This is a genomic window from Desulfovibrio sp. (genome assembly GCF_018379785.1).
Classification (GTDB): domain Bacteria; phylum Desulfobacterota; class Desulfovibrionia; order Desulfovibrionales; family Desulfovibrionaceae; genus Desulfovibrio.
The window spans coordinates 51,019-68,807 of sequence record NZ_JAGZUV010000009.1 but is presented as its reverse complement, the minus strand read 5'-3'; the positions used below and the strand labels follow the sequence as shown (position 1 = coordinate 68,807).

14 protein-coding genes are annotated in these 17,789 nt (G+C 65.9%); 10 read left to right on the top strand and 4 right to left on the bottom strand.

Annotated elements, in window-relative coordinates:
* Nucleotides 1-242 precede the first annotated feature (242 nt).
* Nucleotides 243-797: a hypothetical protein gene (locus KH208_RS03190; protein WP_291433759.1), complete on the bottom strand. Its 555-nt coding sequence runs from the start codon at nucleotides 795-797 to the stop codon at nucleotides 243-245.
* A gap of 181 nt (nucleotides 798-978) precedes the next feature.
* On the opposite strand from KH208_RS03190, the gene mtnA reads away from it, so the two are divergent.
* The 4 genes from mtnA (at nucleotide 979) to mgtA (ending at nucleotide 7,448) form a co-directional block, all read left to right on the top strand.
* Entirely contained in the window at nucleotides 979-2,037 is a 1,059-nt protein-coding gene (gene mtnA / locus KH208_RS03185; protein WP_291433757.1) for an S-methyl-5-thioribose-1-phosphate isomerase, read from the top strand.
* Nucleotides 2,034-3,983 carry a TIGR04326 family surface carbohydrate biosynthesis protein gene (locus tag KH208_RS03180; RefSeq protein WP_291433755.1) on the top strand — a complete coding sequence of 650 codons (1,950 nt, stop codon included), beginning with the start codon at nucleotides 2,034-2,036 and terminating at the stop codon, nucleotides 3,981-3,983. The genes mtnA and KH208_RS03180 overlap by 4 nt, the downstream gene beginning before the upstream one ends.
* A gap of 7 nt (nucleotides 3,984-3,990) precedes the next feature.
* Nucleotides 3,991-4,422: a C-GCAxxG-C-C family protein gene (locus KH208_RS03175; RefSeq protein ID WP_291433754.1), complete on the top strand. Its 432-nt coding sequence runs from the start codon at nucleotides 3,991-3,993 to the stop codon at nucleotides 4,420-4,422.
* Nucleotides 4,423-4,661: 239 nt separating this feature from the next.
* Complete coding sequence (gene mgtA / locus KH208_RS03170; RefSeq protein WP_291433753.1) at nucleotides 4,662-7,448, top strand: magnesium-translocating P-type ATPase; 2,787 nt, start codon at nucleotides 4,662-4,664, stop codon at nucleotides 7,446-7,448.
* Nucleotides 7,449-7,511: 63 nt separating this feature from the next.
* Here the strand turns inward: mgtA and KH208_RS03165 are convergent, their stop codons facing one another.
* Both KH208_RS03165 and KH208_RS03160 read right to left on the bottom strand, forming a co-directional pair.
* Complete coding sequence (locus tag KH208_RS03165) at nucleotides 7,512-8,036, bottom strand: DUF2179 domain-containing protein (RefSeq protein ID WP_291433752.1); 525 nt, start codon at nucleotides 8,034-8,036, stop codon at nucleotides 7,512-7,514.
* A gap of 193 nt (nucleotides 8,037-8,229) precedes the next feature.
* Nucleotides 8,230-10,155: a sigma 54-interacting transcriptional regulator gene (locus KH208_RS03160; RefSeq protein ID WP_291433751.1), complete on the bottom strand. Its 1,926-nt coding sequence runs from the start codon at nucleotides 10,153-10,155 to the stop codon at nucleotides 8,230-8,232.
* Between the two features lie 296 nt (nucleotides 10,156-10,451).
* On the opposite strand from KH208_RS03160, the gene KH208_RS03155 reads away from it, so the two are divergent.
* From KH208_RS03155 to KH208_RS03130, 6 genes are all read left to right on the top strand, one after another.
* Nucleotides 10,452-10,835, top strand: a complete 384-nt coding sequence (locus tag KH208_RS03155; RefSeq protein WP_291433750.1) for a RidA family protein — start codon at nucleotides 10,452-10,454, stop codon at nucleotides 10,833-10,835.
* A gap of 25 nt (nucleotides 10,836-10,860) precedes the next feature.
* Entirely contained in the window at nucleotides 10,861-11,994 is a 1,134-nt protein-coding gene (locus KH208_RS03150) for an FAD-binding oxidoreductase (RefSeq protein WP_291433749.1), read from the top strand.
* Between the two features lie 11 nt (nucleotides 11,995-12,005).
* Nucleotides 12,006-12,287 carry a (2Fe-2S)-binding protein gene (locus tag KH208_RS03145; protein WP_291433747.1) on the top strand — a complete coding sequence of 94 codons (282 nt, stop codon included), beginning with the start codon at nucleotides 12,006-12,008 and terminating at the stop codon, nucleotides 12,285-12,287.
* The gene (locus KH208_RS03140; RefSeq protein ID WP_291433745.1) at nucleotides 12,287-13,675 is read left to right on the top strand and encodes an FAD-dependent oxidoreductase; all 1,389 of its coding nucleotides are present in this window, start codon (nucleotides 12,287-12,289) and stop codon (nucleotides 13,673-13,675) included. Before KH208_RS03145 ends, KH208_RS03140 begins: the two co-directional genes overlap by 1 nt.
* Before the next feature lie 188 nt (nucleotides 13,676-13,863).
* A complete protein-coding gene (locus KH208_RS03135; protein ID WP_291433744.1) occupies nucleotides 13,864-15,297 on the top strand; it encodes a sodium:solute symporter in 1,434 nt (477 codons plus the stop codon).
* Between the two features lie 186 nt (nucleotides 15,298-15,483).
* A complete protein-coding gene (locus tag KH208_RS03130) occupies nucleotides 15,484-16,206 on the top strand; it encodes an aspartate/glutamate racemase family protein (protein ID WP_291433741.1) in 723 nt (240 codons plus the stop codon).
* Nucleotides 16,207-16,296: 90 nt separating this feature from the next.
* On the opposite strand, the gene thrC is transcribed toward KH208_RS03130, so the two are convergent.
* Nucleotides 16,297-17,706, bottom strand: a complete 1,410-nt coding sequence (gene thrC / locus KH208_RS03125; RefSeq protein ID WP_291433761.1) for a threonine synthase — start codon at nucleotides 17,704-17,706, stop codon at nucleotides 16,297-16,299.
* Between the last annotated feature and the right edge of the window lie 83 nt (nucleotides 17,707-17,789).

The following is a 17,789-nucleotide window of genomic DNA, read 5'->3' as shown; positions in this document are numbered from 1 at the left end:
ACCCAGGACGGCGGCACTGAAAACGTCCTGGCCGTGGACCTGGACCGGCGCATCGTCATGACCCCGGCCTCGGCCCAACGCCTGCTCCTGGCCCTGGACCGCACGCTCAGGGAGCATGCCGCCCGTTTCAGCGGCAACTGCCCGCACGCCTGAACCCATTTTACGGCCTGAAACCACGCAAAAGGGCCGCGTCAGACGACGCGGCCCCTTGCATGACAGAACATTTCAAATGAGGACTGAGCCTAGTTGCCCAGCTTGATGCTCTTCAAAACGGTTTGCAGCTTGGCGGGCAGTTTGGTGTCGCGCTGCCGGAGCATGGCGCTCACGGCCAGGGTCTTTTTGCCTTCGTAAAAGCCCCAGCTCACATTGCACAGCCCCCTGGCCGGGAACAGCGCGGTCACGGCCAGAGCCGCGCCCTTGGCCGTTGTTTCGCGCGCGCAGTTCACTTCCGTGGCGCCGCCCCGCTTGAAGCCGTCGATGGCCTGTGCGCAGATTTCCTTGACGCCGTCCTCATCCAGTTTGGCGAAAGCGGCCTGGTCCATCTCGCCCACGGGCTGCTCCATGATGGCGAACTGCGGCACTTCCGGGCTCTGGGCCATCAGCAGCACCTTCATGTCCCCGGCCTGCTTCTGCACTTGGGCCAGAGCCTCCTTGGGGGCGATTTGCCAGTCCGAGGGCAGGTCGATGGTCAGGCCCGGCAGCTTGTGTTCCTTGAAGCCGTCCGGAGCCGCCGAGGCCGCGCCCGCCAGGCCCAGGCACAACGCCCCGGCCAGCAGCAAAGTCCATGCGTAACGCATATCTTGATTTCCTCCTGAGTAGTGGGCGGCGCGGGCACAATCCCCTGCCGCCGGGGCAACTCTATGCCCGGCTCGCGGGACTGTCCAGAACCCGGCTCCCATACCGGCGCGGCACTCTTCCGGCAAGCCGTTTTTTGCCATCGGACGCATTGTCGTGTAAGGCAGGGAACAAGGAGACGCCATGAACGACCACATCCGTTTTGATCGCGACGCCCTGGAACTGCATCTGCTGGACCAACGCCTTTTGCCGGGAGAGGAGGCGGATTTCGTCTGCCGCACGCCCGACGAGGTGATCACGGCTCTGCAAACCATGGTGGTACGCGGCGCTCCGGCCATCGGCGTCACCGCCGCCTGGGGCTGCGCCCTGGCCGTCTCCCGGACCGGGGACGGCGACGGCTGGCGGGAGCGCCTGGACGCCGCCCTGGAGGCCATTGCCGACGCCCGGCCCACGGCCGTGAATCTGCGCTGGGCCGTGGAACGCATGCGCGCGTGCCGACGCGCCGCCGGAGATGTGGACCGCCCCGCCCTGCTGGAGCTTTTTCTGCGCGAGGCCCGGACCATGCAGGACGAGGACGTGGCCGCCTGCAAGCGCCTGGGCCGCTTCGGCGCGGACTGCCTGGAGGACGGAGACACGGTGCTCACCCACTGCAACGCCGGGGCCCTGGCTACGGCGGGCTACGGCACGGCTCTGGGCGTGATCCGCGCCGCAGTGGAACAGGGCAAGCGCATCCGGGTCATTGCCGATGAAACCCGCCCTTTTTTGCAGGGCGCGCGGCTCACGGCCTGGGAGCTGCACAAGGACGGCATTCCGGTTACCGTGGCCTGCGACAACGCCTGCGCCCTGCTGATGCAGAAAGGGCTCGTCCAGCGCGTGGTGGTGGGCGCGGACCGCATCGCGGCCAACGGCGACGCGGCCAACAAGATCGGCACCTTCGGCGTGGCCCTGCTGGCGCGGCATTTCGGCATCCCCTTCTATGTGGCCGCGCCGCTCTCGACCATTGACCCGCAAACGGCCGACGGCACGGCCATTCCCATTGAGGAACGCCCGACCGGGGAGGTGACCCATGCGGGGGGGCGGCGCGTGACGCCCGAGGGCGTACCGGTCTACAACTTCGCTTTTGACGTGACCCCGGCGGCGCTGATCAGCGGCATCATCACCGAAGCGGGCGTGCTGCGGCCGCCTTACGGCCCGGCTGTGCGCGCGGCCCTGGACGAAGCCGCGACGGAGGCGCACCCATGAAAGAACTGGTGCTGCTGGTGGAACCGGCCAAGGAGCCGTCCGTACCGTCGCCCGCCTCCGGTCTGGGCCAGGCCGTCGCCCACTGGAGCGCCTGGGAAGTGCCGGAAGGCCGGATATCCCTGCCCGCGCGTCTCCATGCGGACCTGGTGGCGATCCGCGCCGAACATATGGCCTGGGCCTATGATCTGAGCCGCCTGCGTGTGGGCCGCAAGGAACTGCAGGAAAAGCTCAAAGCCGGGGAAAGTCCGTCCATGTGGTGGTGCTCCCTGCTCTACGAGCGCCACCCCAAGATGACGCCCAATCTCTACACCATCTACAAGCTGCGCGCCCTGGAACGCCTCATGGACGAGGAAGGCTTCACGGCCCTGCGGCTCTGCGGCGGCGACGCCGCCCTGCGCCACACCTTGGCGGATTTCTGCGCCGTGTCGGGCCGCCTCTTTGTGGAATGCCACGAGCCGGGGCTGCGCCTCAAACCCGCGCAAAGCCTGCCGCGGCGGATCTACAACGCCTGCCCCGCGCCCTTGCGGGCCGCGGCCCGCTACGCGCACTGGTGGTGGACCATACGACGCAAGCTGCCCTGCGCGTACAACGGCAAAGCCTGCCCGCCGCCGAGGCCCTCGGCGGAACAGCACAAGACGGCCGGCATCGTCACCTATTTCCCCAACCTGGACATGCACGCCGCCGGTCTGGGGCGCTTCCGCTCCCGCTACTGGGAAAAACTGCACGACGTTCTTGACGCGGTGGCCCGGCGCGAAGGCGCGCAGTTCGTGCGCTGGCTGTTCATCCGCTTTCCCGCGCCCCAGCTTTCCTTCGCCCAATGCCGCAAACTGCGCGACCGTTTCCGCGAGGAAGGCAAAGACGGCCTTTCCTTCCACTATCTGGAAGAATTTCTGCGCCACCGCGATCTCTGGGCAGCCCTGTGGCGGCATCTGCGCCTCTGCTGGGCCAGCCTGCGCCTGGAAAAACACGCGCGCCCGGCCTTTCACTTCGCCGGTTCCCGGCTCAATTTCTGGGACTACGCCAAGGGCGACTGGGCCGAATCCTTCCGGGGCTGGCGCGGCCTGGAGCGCTGCCTTCAGAACCGGGCCTTCAAGAGCTATGCGCACTGCGCCGGGCCGCAGCGCTGGACCCTGTTCCCGCTGGAAAACTGCCCCTGGGAGCGCATGCTGACCCAGGCCGCGCATGAGGCCGGGAACGGGCCGGTCTTCGGCGCGCAGCATTCCACCATCCGGCCCACGGACTTCCGCTATTTCGACGATCCGCGCGCCTTCAGCGCGCCGGACTGCGCGATCTTCCAACCTGACGCCATCCGGGGCAACGGCCGCTCGGCCTGCCGCCAGTGGCTGGACGCGGGCATGCCGCCCGAGCGCCTGGGCGAAGTGGAGGCCCTGCGCTACCTCTACCTCGCCGACGCGGCTCCGGCGCAAACGGAAGCCCCGGACCCCGCGCCGACTACGCCCGCGGGCGGCCTCAAGCGGCTGCTGGTCCTGACCAGCTTTTTCAACGACGAAACCGAGGCCCATCTGGTCTTGCTGGCACGCGCCGTGCATGCCGGGCTGCTGGAAGGCTGGGATATTGTCGTCAAGCCCCACCCCTACCTGCCCGTGGAAGAACGCCTGCGCGCCCTGCTGGGCCGCCGGATGCGCGAAATCCGCCTGGCGGACGGCCCCATTGCCGAACAGTTGCGGCCCGGCGTGACGGTCTGGGCCTCCAATTCCACCACCGCCGCCCTGGAAGCGGCGCTCAAGGGCCTGCCGGTCATGGTTATGCTGCCCAGCGACGACTTCGACCTCTGCCCCTTGCAGGACGTGCCGGAACTGCCGCGCACCGGCGATCTGGAGGACGTGCGCCTGGCCCTGGCAACAGCGGCGCCCCTGGACCTGCCGCCCGATTACCTGGATCTGAACCAGGAACTGCCGCGCTGGCGGCAACTCCTGGGCTTGTGAGGCCGTTATGGACGCGCATCGGGAAACCGACCGGCGGATCGCGGAAATGGTCCGCGCCTGTTACTGGGACAGGGACATCAACTGTGCCCGCACCACCCTGTACTGCATGAGCCGCCTGTTCGATCTGCCCCTGGATCCGCAACTGGACCGCGCGGCCATCGGCCTGAACGGAGCCGGGCGCATGGGCTGCCAGTGCGGCCTGCTGGAGGGCGCGCTGCTCTTCCTCGGGGTCCATGCGTCGTCCCTGGGCAAGACGGAGAAGGAAGTCTGCGCCGTCTGCGGCCGCTATGCCGCCGCCTTCCAAGAGCGTTTCGGCGGGGTCGATTGCCGGGTGTTGCGGCCCGGCGGCTTTCAGAAGAGCGATCCGCCGCATCTTTGCGAGGGGCTTACTGTGGAGGCTGTCCGCCTGCTCCACGATTTTGTGGCGGCGTTGCGCTGACCGGGGAATGGACCGCGGGCCCCGCGCTGATTTGACGTCCCGCGCGTTTTCCCTTAATCAGTAATCATTATGCCTTGTTTCAGCAGCACAAAGGAGCACGACACTATGCCATCCGACAGTCCCGACTTTCCCGCACCTGAACCCGGTACGCATAATCCCGCCGGCCTGCCCGCGCCCGCCCTCTCCCGCTGAACGCCTCTTGAGAACGGCGCGTCCCGCGCCGGTTCCAGGAGGTTCCCATGTTTTCCTTTTTCACGACTCTGAAAGCTTTATTCCGTCCCCCGCGTCCGTCATCCCGCCCGCTGTCCCGTGCGGACCGCGCCGCGCGCGGCGTCGGACGCCCCCACGCCCCGGCAGCGCCGAAGCGCGCCGTCTCGCAACATCTGCTTGATGCCGCCCGGCAACAACCGGACGCCCTGCTGCGCGCCTACAAATCGTCCATGCGGGGCCTGAACAGCGCGCAAATCCCGGCCCTGCGCCAGCGCCACGGTGAAAACCGCCTGACCCGCAGCCGCCGGGAACCTCTGCCCCTGCGACTGCTCAGGGCATTTCTCAATCCCTTCAGCGTGGTTCTGCTGCTGCTCGCGGCCATTTCCTTCATCACCGACTATCTGCTGGCCGCCGCCGGGGAAAAAGATCTCACGGCCGTGCTCATCGTGGGCGGCATGGTGCTGATCAGCGGCACGCTGCGCTTCGTGCAGGAGGCCCGCTCCGGCGACGCCGTGGCCCGCCTGGAATCCCTGGTCAACACCACCATCGACGTGCTGCGCGACGGCCGGGGCGGCGAGCGGCCCATCAGCGAATTGGTGCCCGGCGATGTGGTCCGCCTGGCCGCCGGGGACATGATCCCGGCGGACCTGCGGATTCTGGAGGCCAAGGACCTCTTCATCAGCCAGTCCTCCCTGACCGGCGAAAGCGAGCCGGTGGAAAAATTCGCCGGTCTGCCGGACGCCTCTCCAGAGGCCCCGGCCAGCCCGCCCCAGAGCCCGCTGGACTGCGCCGACCTGGCCTTCATGGGCGGCAACGTGGTCAGCGGCTCGGCCCTGGCCCTGGTGCTGGCCGTGGGCAACGCCACCCTGTTCGGCTCCCTGGCCCGCCAGATCGCCGACACCACCACCCGCACCAGTTTCGACAAGGGCGTCAGCGCCGTGTCCTGGCTGCTGATCCGTTTCATGGCCTGCATGGTGCCCATTGTCTTTTTCATCAACGGCTTCACCAAGGGCGACTGGGTGGAGGCCGCGCTCTTCGCCCTGTCCGTGGCCGTGGGCCTGACGCCGGAAATGCTGCCCACCGTGGTTTCCGCCAATCTGGTGCGCGGCGCGGCCTTCATGGCCCGCAAAAAGGTCATCGTGCGGCGGCTGGACGCCATCCAGAATCTGGGGGCCATGGACGTGCTCTGCACGGACAAGACCGGCACCCTGACCAGGGACAAGATCATTCTGGAATATTCCCTGGACGTGCACGGCAACGAGGACGAGCGCGTGCTGCGCCACGCCTTTCTGAACAGCTGGTTCCAGACCGGCCTGAAAAACCTGCTGGACGTGGCCATTGTGGACCATGCCGACGACCTGGACATGCTCCCTCTGCGGCGGGACTACGTCAAAGTGGATGAAATCCCCTTTGATTTCGGCCGCCGCCGCATGAGCGTGGTCGTCGCCGACCACCGGGGCAAGACCCGGATGATCACCAAGGGCGCGCTGGAGGAAATGCTGGCCGTCTGCGCCTGGGCCGAATACCACGGCCAGGTGGAGCCGCTGACTCCGGAACTGCGTGAGGAAATCCTGGCCCGCACCCGCCGCTACAATGCCGACGGCCTGCGCGTGCTGGGCGTGGCCCGGAAAACCCTGCCGGACGGCGGCCGGAGCTTCTCCGTGGCCGACGAGGCCGACATGGTGCTCATGGGCTACCTGGCCTTTCTGGACCCGCCCAAGGAATCGGCGGCCCAGGCCGTGGCCGCCCTGCGCGGCTACGGGGTGCGCGTCAAGGTGCTCACCGGCGACAACGACGCCGTGACCCGCAGCATCTGCCGCCAGGTGGGCCTGCCCGCCGAACGCGTGCTGCTGGGCGCGGATCTGGCGGATATGGACGACGAGCGCCTTCGACGGGAAGTAGAACGGGTGGATATCTTCGCCAAGCTCAGCCCGCAGCAGAAGGCGCGCATTGTGGCCTGCCTGCGCGGCAACGGCCATGTGACGGGCTTCATGGGCGACGGCATCAACGACGCGGCGGCCATGCGCACCGCCGACGTGGGCATTTCCGTGGACACCGCCGTGGACGTGGCCCGCGAGTCGGCGGGCGTGATCCTGCTGGAAAAGGATCTCACCGTGCTGGAGGCCGGGGTCATTGAAGGACGCCGCACCTACGCCAACATCATCAAATACATCAAGATGACGGTGAGTTCCAATTTCGGGAATATGTTCTCGGTGCTGGCGGCCAGCGTCTTTCTGCCCTTCCTGCCCATGACGCCCCTGCAGATTCTGGTGCTCAACCTGATCTACGACCTGTCCTGCACCACCATTCCCTGGGACAATGTGGACGAGGAATTCCTGCACCAGCCCCGTACCTGGGACGCCGGTTCCATCAGCTCCTTCATGCTCTGGCTCGGGCCTACCAGCTCGATTTTCGACCTGCTGACCTTTGTCCTGATGTACCGGCTGATCTGCCCGGCGGTTCTGGGCGGCCCCTGGCACAGCCTGGACCCGGCCGGGCAGGCCGCCTTCGCGGCGCTGTTCCAGGCGGGCTGGTTTGTGGAGTCGCTCTGGTCCCAGACCCTGGTCGTTCACATGATCCGCACGCCCAAGCTGCCCTTCGTGGAGAGCCGGGCCGCCTGGCAGTTGACGCTCCTGACCAGCCTGGGCATTGCCGTGGGCACACTCATCCCCTTCACCTCCCTGGGCCGGGGCCTGGACATGGCGGCCCTGCCCGCCGGGTATTTCCCCTGGCTGGGCGGCATGATCCTGGGCTATATGCTGCTGACCACCGTGGTGAAGCGGGCTTACATCCGGCGTCACGGCGAACTGCTGTAGGAGCTGAAGCGGGCTCTTCGCGGTGCGGATTTTCGTGGAAATCCGCACCGCGCGTTTAGGCTCCTACGGCAGATAGCCGCCGTGCGCGCTGCGCACATCCTCAATGGTAAGAAAGCTCTTGGGCGAAAGTCTCTTGCACAGGCGCACCAGGCTGTTGACCTTGCGGCGCGGCAAGACCACCCGCAAAAAGTGCATTTCGTCATGCATGCCGAAGGCCTCAAGCCGGGTTACGCCGAAACCGGCTTTGCGCAACACGGCGGCAAGGTGCTCGTCGTTCTCGGGCGCCACGATATTGACGACGGTGATGCCCAGAGCCAGACGCTCTTCCACGAAAATACCCATCAGAATGCCGCAACTGTAGCCCCCGGCATAGGCAATGATGTTGAAGACGTTGTCCAGATGCGCCATGACCCGTGAGATGGCGACCACCCAGATGATGATCTCGAAAAATCCCACCAGGGCCGCCACAAAGCGCACGCCGCGCATGACCAGGACGGTTCTGACCGTCCCCAGAGTCACGTCCGCGAGACGCAGACAGAAAATCAGCAGCGCTCCCGCCAAATCCAAATGCATTCCCAGGAGTGTCATGGCATCCTCACTGAATATGTAAAGCCGGGATAGTGCGGATATCCCGGCTGAAAATTTCGCCCCTGGAGCAGATTAACTTTGAGTTGAAATGCCCAACCTGGCGATGTGTTTATGGCAATGCTACCAGAACGCCGCATTTTGGCAATCAGACGGCCTTGCAAACCGGGACGGGCGGCTCCGCGGCGGCGCGGCTTCAGTCCCTGTCCGCCATTTTCTTCAGTTTCCGGTAGAGCGTGGGACGGCTGACGCCCAGGGCGCGGGACGCGGCCCGGATATTGCCGTTGTGCCGGGCCAGAGCTTCGGCCACGGCCCGCTGCTCCAGGTCTTCCAAAGTGCCCTGGCCAGAGCCGCCGGATTGTTCCGCTGGGGCCGCCTGCCGGGGCCGCTCCAGCCCGGCGATGCCGAAATGCTCGGCCAGCAGATCGCCGCCCTCGGCCAGATGCATGGCGCGCTCCACCGCGCTTTCCAGCTGGCGGACGTTGCCGGGCCAGGCATGGGCCGTGAGCATGGCGGCGGTGTCCGGCGGCAGAACCGCCGTGGGTTTGTTCAGGCGCAGCCTGTGCCGCTGGATGAAATACTCGGCCAGGGGCAGAATGTCTTCCGGCCGCTCGCGCAAGGGCGGCACAAGGATGTTCAGAGTGCTGATGCGGTAATAGAGATCCGCGCGGAATTTCTGCTGTTCGATGGCCTGCCTCAGATCCTTGTTGGTGGCCGAAATGACGCGCAGATCCACGGGCACGCTGCGCAGGCCGCCCACGCGCTGGATCTCGCCGGTCTGGAGCACGCGCAGCAGCTTGACCTGCATGTCAAAGGGCATGTCCCCGATTTCGTCCAGAAAAAGCGTGCCCGAATCGGCCAGCTCGAACTTGCCGGGCCGCCCGCCCTTGCGCGCGCCGGTAAAGGCCCCCTCCTCATAGCCGAACAGCTCGCTTTCCAGGAGTTCCTTGGGGATGGCCCCGCAGTTGATGGGCACAAAGGGCCGGCTGCGCCGCTCCCCGCCGTTGTGGATGGCCTGGGCGAAGAGCTCCTTGCCCGTGCCCGTTTCGCCGCAGAGCAGCACCGGGGCCGTACTGGCCGCCGCGATGCGGGCGTGGCGCAGGGCCTGCCCCAGGCAGGCGCTGGACCCCAGAATGGAATCAAAGGTGAAATGGGCGTGGCTGCCGGTCACTTCCACGGCCATGCCCATAACTTCCTTTTTTTCCTGCACGGTGAGCAGGCCGCCCGCCACTTCGCCGTTGCTCATGCAGATGGGGTCAAAGGAAGCGAAATGCGTCATGCCGCTGTGCCGGGCGAGAATTTCGCGCGCCCTGAAACTTTTGCCCGTGGCGAGATGCTCCAGCACGCCGCTGCGGCCGCCGGTAAAATCCTCGAAATCCCGCCCGGCGGGCGAGGCGGGCAGACTGAAGAGCCGCCGGGCGCTGCGGTTGGTCTGCACGATGCGGCCGTGCGAGTCCACGGTGACAATGCCCCGCGAGTCGGATTCGATAAGGGCGCGCAAATACTGGTTGGTGGCGGCAAGGTCCCGCATGCGCTCCCGCTCGCGCAACTGGGAGGTCACGGTTTCCGCAGCCTGGCGCACCAGCCCCAGAGTGTGCACATGCATCATGGCCGACTCGCCGCTGAGCGAAATGGCCCCCAGCACCGCGCCGCCGTCCGGCGCGAAAACCGGCGCGCCCGCATTGCTCAGACGGCGCGCGTCCATGGAAAACATGGCGTCGCCGGGCAGAAAGACCGGCACCTTCTCCTCCAGGGCCAGACCGATGGCGCAGGTGCCCACATCGCGTTCCAGCCAGCGGTAGCCGGGCAGGCAGCGCCGCCGTTTGAAATGCTCCACCAGTTCCGCGTCCCCCACCACGTAAAGCACGTAGCCCTCGCTGTCGGCCAGGGCCATGCAGAAACCCGTGCCCTTGAGCAGTCCGTAGAGCGTGTCGATCTGCGCCCGGGCCAGGTCAAAGAACTCCCTTTGCCCGTTGATCCGCTTGCGCAGACCCACCGCGCTCAGGCCGCCGGCCTCGGGCGCGCCGTCCAGATGCGGGTCCAGCCCGTAGCGCGCGGAACGCGCGTGCGAACGCCGGATAAGTTCCTCAAGATTCGGAATGGCGGACATCTGGCTGAGCATGGGCTGTCCTTGTAATAAAAAAATACATGTAAAGTTTTATTACACTCAAAGACGAAAATGCACGCCCGGACCGGCTGCATTCGCGGCTGATGCTGATTTCAACGTGCTTCTTTTTTCACAGATTGTCACGTTTTATTACATTACTGTGGCCTCTTTTTATCAGCAAAAATCATAACTCACTAAAAATACTAATAAAAATACTTCAAACCAACGTTGGCATGGTCCCTGCTTTTCTTCTCCCGACTATGCGCCCTGCCCGGCATGCCCGGCGCGCGCAAAACAAAGAAGGAGGAAACATGCCCATCACACGTTACGGAACTCCGGCCAAAGCGGGCGCGCTGCCCTTTTCCAAGGCCGCGGGCGCGGACGGCTGGCTCTACGTCAGCGGTCAGGTGCCCCGCGACGCCGACGGCGAAATCGTTTCCGGCAGCATGATCGTGCAGGCCCGCGCGGCCCTCGACAACCTCAAGGCCGCCCTGGCTCTGGCGGGCTACGGCCTGGAAGACGTGGTGCGGGTGAACGTCTTCATCGACGATCCGCGCGACTTCGCCCAATTCAACAAGGTCTACGCGGAATTTTTCACCCCGGAGCACGCCCCGGCCCGGGTCTGCGTGCAGGCCGCCATGATGAGCGACCTGCGCGTGGAAGTGGACTGCATCGCTTACAGGGACAAGGCCTGAGCAAACCGCCGCCGGGAGGCGAAGCATGGACAAAAAAACGCCGTCAAGAAAATCCGGAGAACGCGACGTCGTCATCGTGGGCGGCGGCATTTCCGGCGCGGCCCTGGCCTTCGGACTGGCCGGAAAAGGCTGCAAGGCCACGGTGCTGGACGCGCCCACCCGTACCAACATGGCCTCGCGCACCAATGTGGGGCTGATCTGGTGCCAGTCCAAATTCCTGCATCTGCCGGAATACGCCCGCTGGGGCTTCATGTCCTCGCGGCTCTTTCCGGAGCTGGTCCGGGAGCTGGAGGATATCTCCGGCCTGCATGTGCCCGTGAACTTCACGGGCGGGCTGATTCCGGTGCTCGGCGAGGACGATTTTCAGAAGCGCGCCGACTATATTGTCAAACTGCGCGAAGCTCTGGGCGAATACCGGGGGGCCGTGATCGAACGCGGCGAGCTGGAAAAAAAGCTGCCCAAAATCACCTTTGGGCCGGAGGTCTGCGGCGCGGCCTGGTGCGAAGAGGACGGCGTCATCGACCCGCTGGCCCTGCTGCGCGCCTACCGGGCGGCGTTGCCCCGGCTGGGGGCCGAATATGTGGAAACCCTGGTGCTCGACGTGACCCCCCATGCGGGCGGCTATCGCGTCGCCACCCGCAACGGGGACTATTTCTGCCGCCGCCTGGTGCTGGCCGCCGGTCTGGCAAACCGGCGCTTCGCCCGTTTCGCCGTGCCGGATCTGCCGGTCTATCCGGACAAGGGCCAGGTGCTGCTGGTGGAGCGCCTGCCCATGGTCATGCCCATTCCGGTGCTGGGGGCCACCCAGACCTTCGGCGGCACGGTGATCATCGGCTTCAAGCATGAACGCGTGGGACACGACAGCGGCGTCGTTCCCGCCTCGGTGGCCACGGAAGGCCGCTGGGCCATGCGGGTCTGGCCGGAACTGGCGAAAAAGCGCCTGATCCGGACCTGGTCCGGCCTGCGCGTCATGCCGGAAGACAATATGGCCATTTACAGCCGCCTGCCCGGTCACCCCCAGGTGAGCCTGATCAATACCCACAGCGCAGTGACCATGGCCGCCGCGCACAGCCGCCTGCTGCCCGATTTCATTCTGGGCGGGGAGCTGCCCGAAACCGCGCGCGGCATGACGCTCAAACGCTTCGGCTTCGCCTGCTGAAAGGAGTTTTCATGCACAACGCCAACACAGCCACTGTGCGCATCATCTTTGACGGGCGGTCCCTGGACGTCCCGGCGGGCATCAGCGTGGCCGCCGCAGTGCTGGGGCACGCCCACGCCGGGCGTACCGCGACGCATCCCGTGGACCACAGCCCGCGCGCGCCCTATTGCCTGATGGGCGTCTGTTTTGAATGCCTCATGGAAATCGACGGCGAAGCCGACGTCCAGTCCTGCCTGGTGCCCGTGCGGGAAGGCATGGTCGTGAACCGGCAGACGCCCCCGGAGGACAAGTGATGGACAAGCATACGGATGTCGTCATTGTCGGCGCGGGTCCGGCCGGTCTGGCCGCGGCCTGCGCGGCGCGTTCCTGCGGCCTGGCGGTGACCCTGCTGGACGAGCAGGCCGCGCCGGGCGGGCAGTTGCTGCGCAATGTGGAAAGCCCCCTGGCCCAGGCCCTCATGGACCCCAAAGAACGCGAAACGGGTTTGCGCCTGGTGGAGGATTTCCGCGGCAGCGGCGCGACATACGTGCCGCGCGCCGTGGTCTGGGGCATGGAAGGACGCTGCCTTTCCTTCAGCGTGGACAATGTGCCGCAACGTTTGAGCGCGGCCAACGTCATTCTGGCCCCCGGCGGCATGGAACGGCCCGTGCCCTTTCCGGGCTGGACCCTGCCCGGCGTCCTGGGCGCGGGCGGGGCGGACATTCTGCTGCGCTCCGGCGGCAGCCTCACGGCGGACAAGGACGCCCCCGTGGTGCTGGCGGGCAACGGCCCCCTGCTGCTTCTGCTGGCCGGGCATCTGCTGGACGCGGGCGTGCGTATCGCGGCCTGGCTGGATACGGGCAGCCTGTCGCAACGTCTGCTCTCCGGCGCGGCCATGCCCGCCGCCCTGCTGGACCCGCCCTATCTGGGCAAGGGCCTGCGCATGGCCCTGCGCGTGCTCAGGGGCGGCGTGCCCGTCATCCGCAATGCGCGGGACATCCGGGCTCTGGGCGCGGACAGCCTGGAAAAGGTTTCCTACGCCGCCAAGGGCAAAACGAGGGAACTTCCGGCCGCCGTGCTGCTGCGCCATGAGGGCATCATCCCCCGCGTCCAGATCTGTAACGCCCTGGGCGCGCGCCTGCGCTGGGACCGGGTCCAGCGCTGCTGGTATCCGGACGTGGACGCCAACGGTCGCACCAGCCTGGACGGCCTGTATGTGGCGGGCGACGGCGCCTATGTGCACGGCGGCGACGCCAGCCGCCTCAAGGGCTGGCTGGCCGGCATCGACGCGGCCCGGCGTCTGGGCGTCATCTCCCCGGCCGAGGCCGGACGCCGCGCGGCCGGGGCCCGGCGCAAACTGGCCGTGCTGCGCGCGGCGCGCGGCTTTCTGCGCTACGTCTTCGCGCCTGACCCGAAAATTTTCGACGTGCCGGACGAAACCCTGGTCTGCCGCTGCGAGTGCGTCAGCGCGGGCGCCATCCGCAAGGCCGTGGCCGAGGGCTTCCTCGAGGTCAACGAAGTCAAACGCGTGACCCGCTGCGGCATGGGCCAATGCCAGGGGCGCATGTGCGGCCCGGCCTTGGCGGAGATTACGGCTCGTGCTCAGGGCGCGCGGCCCGACACCGTGGGCTGCCTGCACATGCGCAGCCCCTTCCGCCCCGTGAAACTTGAAACCTACTGCAATCTCCACACGCCGGAATGATCGCCATCCCGCGCAAGAGTAAAGAGAAAAGCTTTTGAGAATATATATCCCCGGAATTTGAAGCAGGCCCGCTTCGGCGTTTCTCCGCGCAAACGGATTGCGCATACGCCCACGCGTCGGGCGGCTGCTTCCGCAGCCACCAGGGCCGTTTCAACGTGAAATTGCCCGAACCCCCAGGAGTGACGGACATGCCCATTAACTGGATAGATTATTCCATCATCATCCTCTACCTTTTCGTGGTCGTTTACATCGGCTGGTGGGCCATGAAAAAGGTCTCCAACTTCGACGACTACGCCGTGGCCGGACGCGGCCTGCCCATGAGCATCTTTTTCGCGGCCATCGCGGCCACGCTCTGCGGCGGCGGTGCCACCATCGGCCGGGTGGCCTTCATGCACACCACGGGCATCGTGGTTTTCGCCGGGTTGATGGGCGTGGTCATCAACCAGATTTTCTCCGGCCTGTACATCGCCGGGCGCGTGCACAACATCAAAAACGTCTACGGCCTGGGCGACCTCTGCGGCCTCTACTACGGCCATGCCGGGCGGCTTGTGTCCGCCGTGGTTTCCTTTCTCTTCTGCCTCGGGCTGTTCGGCGTGCAGATTCTGGCCATGGGCGCGATCATGCAGACGGCCACCGGCATCGACCTGATCCCGGCGGCCCTGATCTCCTCGGCCATCACCCTGGCCTACACCTGTTGCGGCGGCATGCTCGGCGTGACCATGACCGACGCCATCCAGTACGTGATCATCATTGTGGGCATAAGCCTCTGCGGCTGGCTGGCCATTGACCACGCCGGCGGCTTCGACGTCATGATGGCAAACCTTCAGGCCGCGCCCGCCTATGCCGACAATCTCAAAATCTTCGCGGACTGGTCACCCGTCCAGGTGGTCAGCCTCTTTTTCGGCTTCCTGTTCGGCGAATTCTGCGCGCCCTACTTCATCCAGCGCTATGCCTCCACCAAGTCGGCCAAGGACAGCAAGGCGGGCGTGCTGATCTTCTCCGTGCACTGGATCTTCTTCCTGGCCACCACGGCGGGCATCGGCCTGGCCTCCATGGCCCTGCAACCCGACGTCAAGCCGGACCTGGCCTTCACCAACCTGATCCGCGACGTGCTGCCCGTGGGCGTCACGGGCCTGGTGCTGGCCGCCCTGCTGGCCGCCGTGATGAGTTCGGCCGCGGCCTTCATCAACACCGCCTGCGTCTCCTACACGCGCGACATCTACAACAAGTTCATCAATCCCCAGGCGACCCAGGCCCAGATGCTGCGCCAGTCGCGCCTTTCCACCCTGGTAGTGGGCGGCGGGGCCATTCTGGCGGCCATCACCTTTCAGGACGTCTTCGGCCTGATGCTCTACGTCTTCAAACTCTGGCCCTCCACCATCATTCCGCCCCTGCTCTGCGGCCTGCTCTGGGGCAGGATTTCGCCTTACGCGGGCGCGCCCGCCATGGTCATCGGCGGCTTGAGCTACCTGCTGTGGAGCGACAAGGTGCTGGGCGAGCCCTTCGGCATTCCGGCCAACCTGGTGGGCATGGGCATCAACTGCCTGGTCCTCTTCGTCATCCACCAGCTCATGAAAAACCGCCCGCCCCGGAGCGGCATGTACGCCCCGGAACAACTGTAACCCGCGTCCATTCACGCCATCCGTCAGGAGACTCCCATGCTGGAATTCACCAAGATACTTATCTATACATCCTTTGTGCTGAACATCGCCTGCGGCGTCTGGGTCTTTTTCGGCATCATCGGCTGGATCCGCGATCTGCGCAAAAACTGATTTTCCGCGCTTCTTCCGCGTTGCAAGGAGACTGCCATGATTCTGAAAGGCGGCACACGATACTATGACACGCCCGTGGGCGTGCTCTGCCTGGACTCTCTCTTTCCCAAACCCAGGGGGCATCTGCGCAATCCCCTGACCTTCGGCTTTCCGGTGGTGACGCGGGTCATCACGGGCGTGGACGTCCCGCGCCTGCTCTTCAATCCCACGCCCGAGCTGCTGGAACCCTTTCTGCAGGCCGCGCGGGAACTGGAAGCCGACGGCGTGCGCGCCGTCACCGGCTCCTGCGGCTTCATGGCCCGCTTCCAGGGGCAGATCGCGCGGGAACTCAAGGTGCCGGTACTGCTCTCAAGCCTCGTGCAGTTGCCGCTGCTGCGCCTGCTGCACGGCGAAAACGCGGTCATCGGCGTGCTCACGGCCAGCGCCGCGGCGCTCACGCCGGAGCTTTTCGCGGCCTGCGCCTCGAACAGGGACGCGGTGCGCATTCAAGGCATGGACGAGCAGCCCGAATTCCGGGAAACCATCTTGGAAAACAAACGGCACGATTTTGACCTGGACCGCCTGGAACAGGAAATCGTCGGTACGGCCGAAGCCTTCGCGCGGACGCGGGCTCTGGACGCCCTGCTGCTGGAATGCACGGATCTCTCGGCCTTTGCCGAGCCGATTCAGAAGGCGACGGGCATCCCGGTCTACGACATCTGCGGGTTGGTGGAATACGCGGCCTGTGCGGTGTGCCGCAGAAAATGGGATCAACGATAGGCAACGCCCAAAAAACCGGGGCGGAAAGGCCGTTGAAAACCTTTCCGCCCCGCGCGGCATTCATGCATCAGAGACTGTCGCCACGAGCGCCTATTTCCTCTTCAGACCCAGCCGTTCCACCACGGCCTCGGCGCCCAGGCGGGCGAATTCGGCCACGTCCCGGCCCCGGCGCGCGCTTTCCGGCAACAGCAGTTCGGGCCGGTTCGCCAGACTCTTGTCCGGCGTAACTCCGTATTCCGGCGGAAAGGCATCGTTGAAATACATGTCCTGAAAGCCCGCGAACTTCAGGCTGTGGGCCGTGGCGTCCAGCACCGCGTGCTCGTCGCCGCCGATGAGCCCCAGCGCGCGGGCGTTCAGCAGACCGGCCAGGCATTCGCCGCCCTGGGTGCAGGCGATGTGCCCGTGGCGGTTGGCCTGGATCATGGCGTCCATGATCTGCTGCTCCGTGACCTGAACCACCTGGAAGGCCGTTTCGCCGCCCGCCTCCACAAAGCGCTCGGCCAGCCGCCGCACGCGCGGGAAGGACACGGGATTGCCGATCATGGCGGCCTGGGCCACGCTGGGCGTGACCGTCACCGGCTGCCAGTGGCGGGCCTCCCTGGGCGCGGCGTAGTAACGCCAGACAGGGTCCGCGTGTTCGGACTGCACGCCGAAGACGCGCGGCAGGCCGGTGATGATGCCCAGTTCCCGCATTTTCAGAAAGCCGGACATGACGGCCGTGACATTGCCCGCGTTGCCGATGGGCACGAAAAGGCAGAGGCCGGACACGTCCCAGCCGTACCACTGGGCCACTTCATAGGCATAGGATTCCTGGCCCAGAATGCGCCAGCTGTTCTTGGAATTGAGCAGAGCCACGCGGTAGTTTTCCGCCAGATGTTCCACCACTTTCATGCAGTCGTCGAACACGCCGGGCAGTTCCAGGACCGTGGCACCGCTGCCCAGGGGCTGCGACAACTGCTGGGGCGTGACCTTGCCGTGGGGCAGGAGCACCACGGACTTGAGCGGCGCGCCCACATAGGCCGCGTACAGGGCGGCGGCGGCGGAGGTGTCGCCGGTGGAAGCGCAGACCGTGAGCACCTCGTCCCACTCGTGGCGGCGGCAGAGCCATTTCAGATAGCTGAAGGCGCAGGCCATGCCCCGGTCCTTGAAGGAAGCGCTGGGATTCTGGCCGTCGTTCTTGTAGGCGAAGGGCAGGCCCACGCGGTCGCGCAGGGCGGGCGCGGCCTCCACGATGGGGGTCAGGCCTTCGCCCAGATAGACGATGTCCTCTTGCTCCAGCAGCGGGGCCAGCAGTTCGTAATAGCGGAAAATACCCTTGAGCGCCGTGTCGCGCGTGGCCGCGCGGGCATCGAACAGCTCCCGCCAGGCCGCGCCGTCGCGCTCTTTCAGGCGGTCGAAGTCCAGGTTTTCCAGCAGGAACACGCCGCCGCACTGCGGGCAGGCGTAGAGCAGGCTGTCGCCGGGATAGCGCGCCCCGCAGTCCAGACAGACATATTCCATGCGGCCGCGATAGGCCGGAAAATCAGGATGTACCACGAAACATTCCTCCATAGTGGATGGCGTTCTGAAACGATGGATTTTTT

Coding starts and splice junctions, on each gene's coding strand:
- KH208_RS03190 (WP_291433759.1), bottom strand. CDS start 797: ATGCGTTACGCATGGACTTTGCTGCTGGCCGGGGCGTTGTGCCTGGGC.
- mtnA (WP_291433757.1), top strand. CDS start 979: ATGAACGACCACATCCGTTTTGATCGCGACGCCCTGGAACTGCATCTG.
- KH208_RS03180 (WP_291433755.1), top strand. CDS start 2,034: ATGAAAGAACTGGTGCTGCTGGTGGAACCGGCCAAGGAGCCGTCCGTA.
- KH208_RS03175 (WP_291433754.1), top strand. CDS start 3,991: ATGGACGCGCATCGGGAAACCGACCGGCGGATCGCGGAAATGGTCCGC.
- mgtA (WP_291433753.1), top strand. CDS start 4,662: ATGTTTTCCTTTTTCACGACTCTGAAAGCTTTATTCCGTCCCCCGCGT.
- KH208_RS03165 (WP_291433752.1), bottom strand. CDS start 8,036: ATGACACTCCTGGGAATGCATTTGGATTTGGCGGGAGCGCTGCTGATT.
- KH208_RS03160 (WP_291433751.1), bottom strand. CDS start 10,155: ATGCTCAGCCAGATGTCCGCCATTCCGAATCTTGAGGAACTTATCCGG.
- KH208_RS03155 (WP_291433750.1), top strand. CDS start 10,452: ATGCCCATCACACGTTACGGAACTCCGGCCAAAGCGGGCGCGCTGCCC.
- KH208_RS03150 (WP_291433749.1), top strand. CDS start 10,861: ATGGACAAAAAAACGCCGTCAAGAAAATCCGGAGAACGCGACGTCGTC.
- KH208_RS03145 (WP_291433747.1), top strand. CDS start 12,006: ATGCACAACGCCAACACAGCCACTGTGCGCATCATCTTTGACGGGCGG.
- KH208_RS03140 (WP_291433745.1), top strand. CDS start 12,287: ATGGACAAGCATACGGATGTCGTCATTGTCGGCGCGGGTCCGGCCGGT.
- KH208_RS03135 (WP_291433744.1), top strand. CDS start 13,864: ATGCCCATTAACTGGATAGATTATTCCATCATCATCCTCTACCTTTTC.
- KH208_RS03130 (WP_291433741.1), top strand. CDS start 15,484: ATGATTCTGAAAGGCGGCACACGATACTATGACACGCCCGTGGGCGTG.
- thrC (WP_291433761.1), bottom strand. CDS start 17,706: ATGGAATATGTCTGTCTGGACTGCGGGGCGCGCTATCCCGGCGACAGC.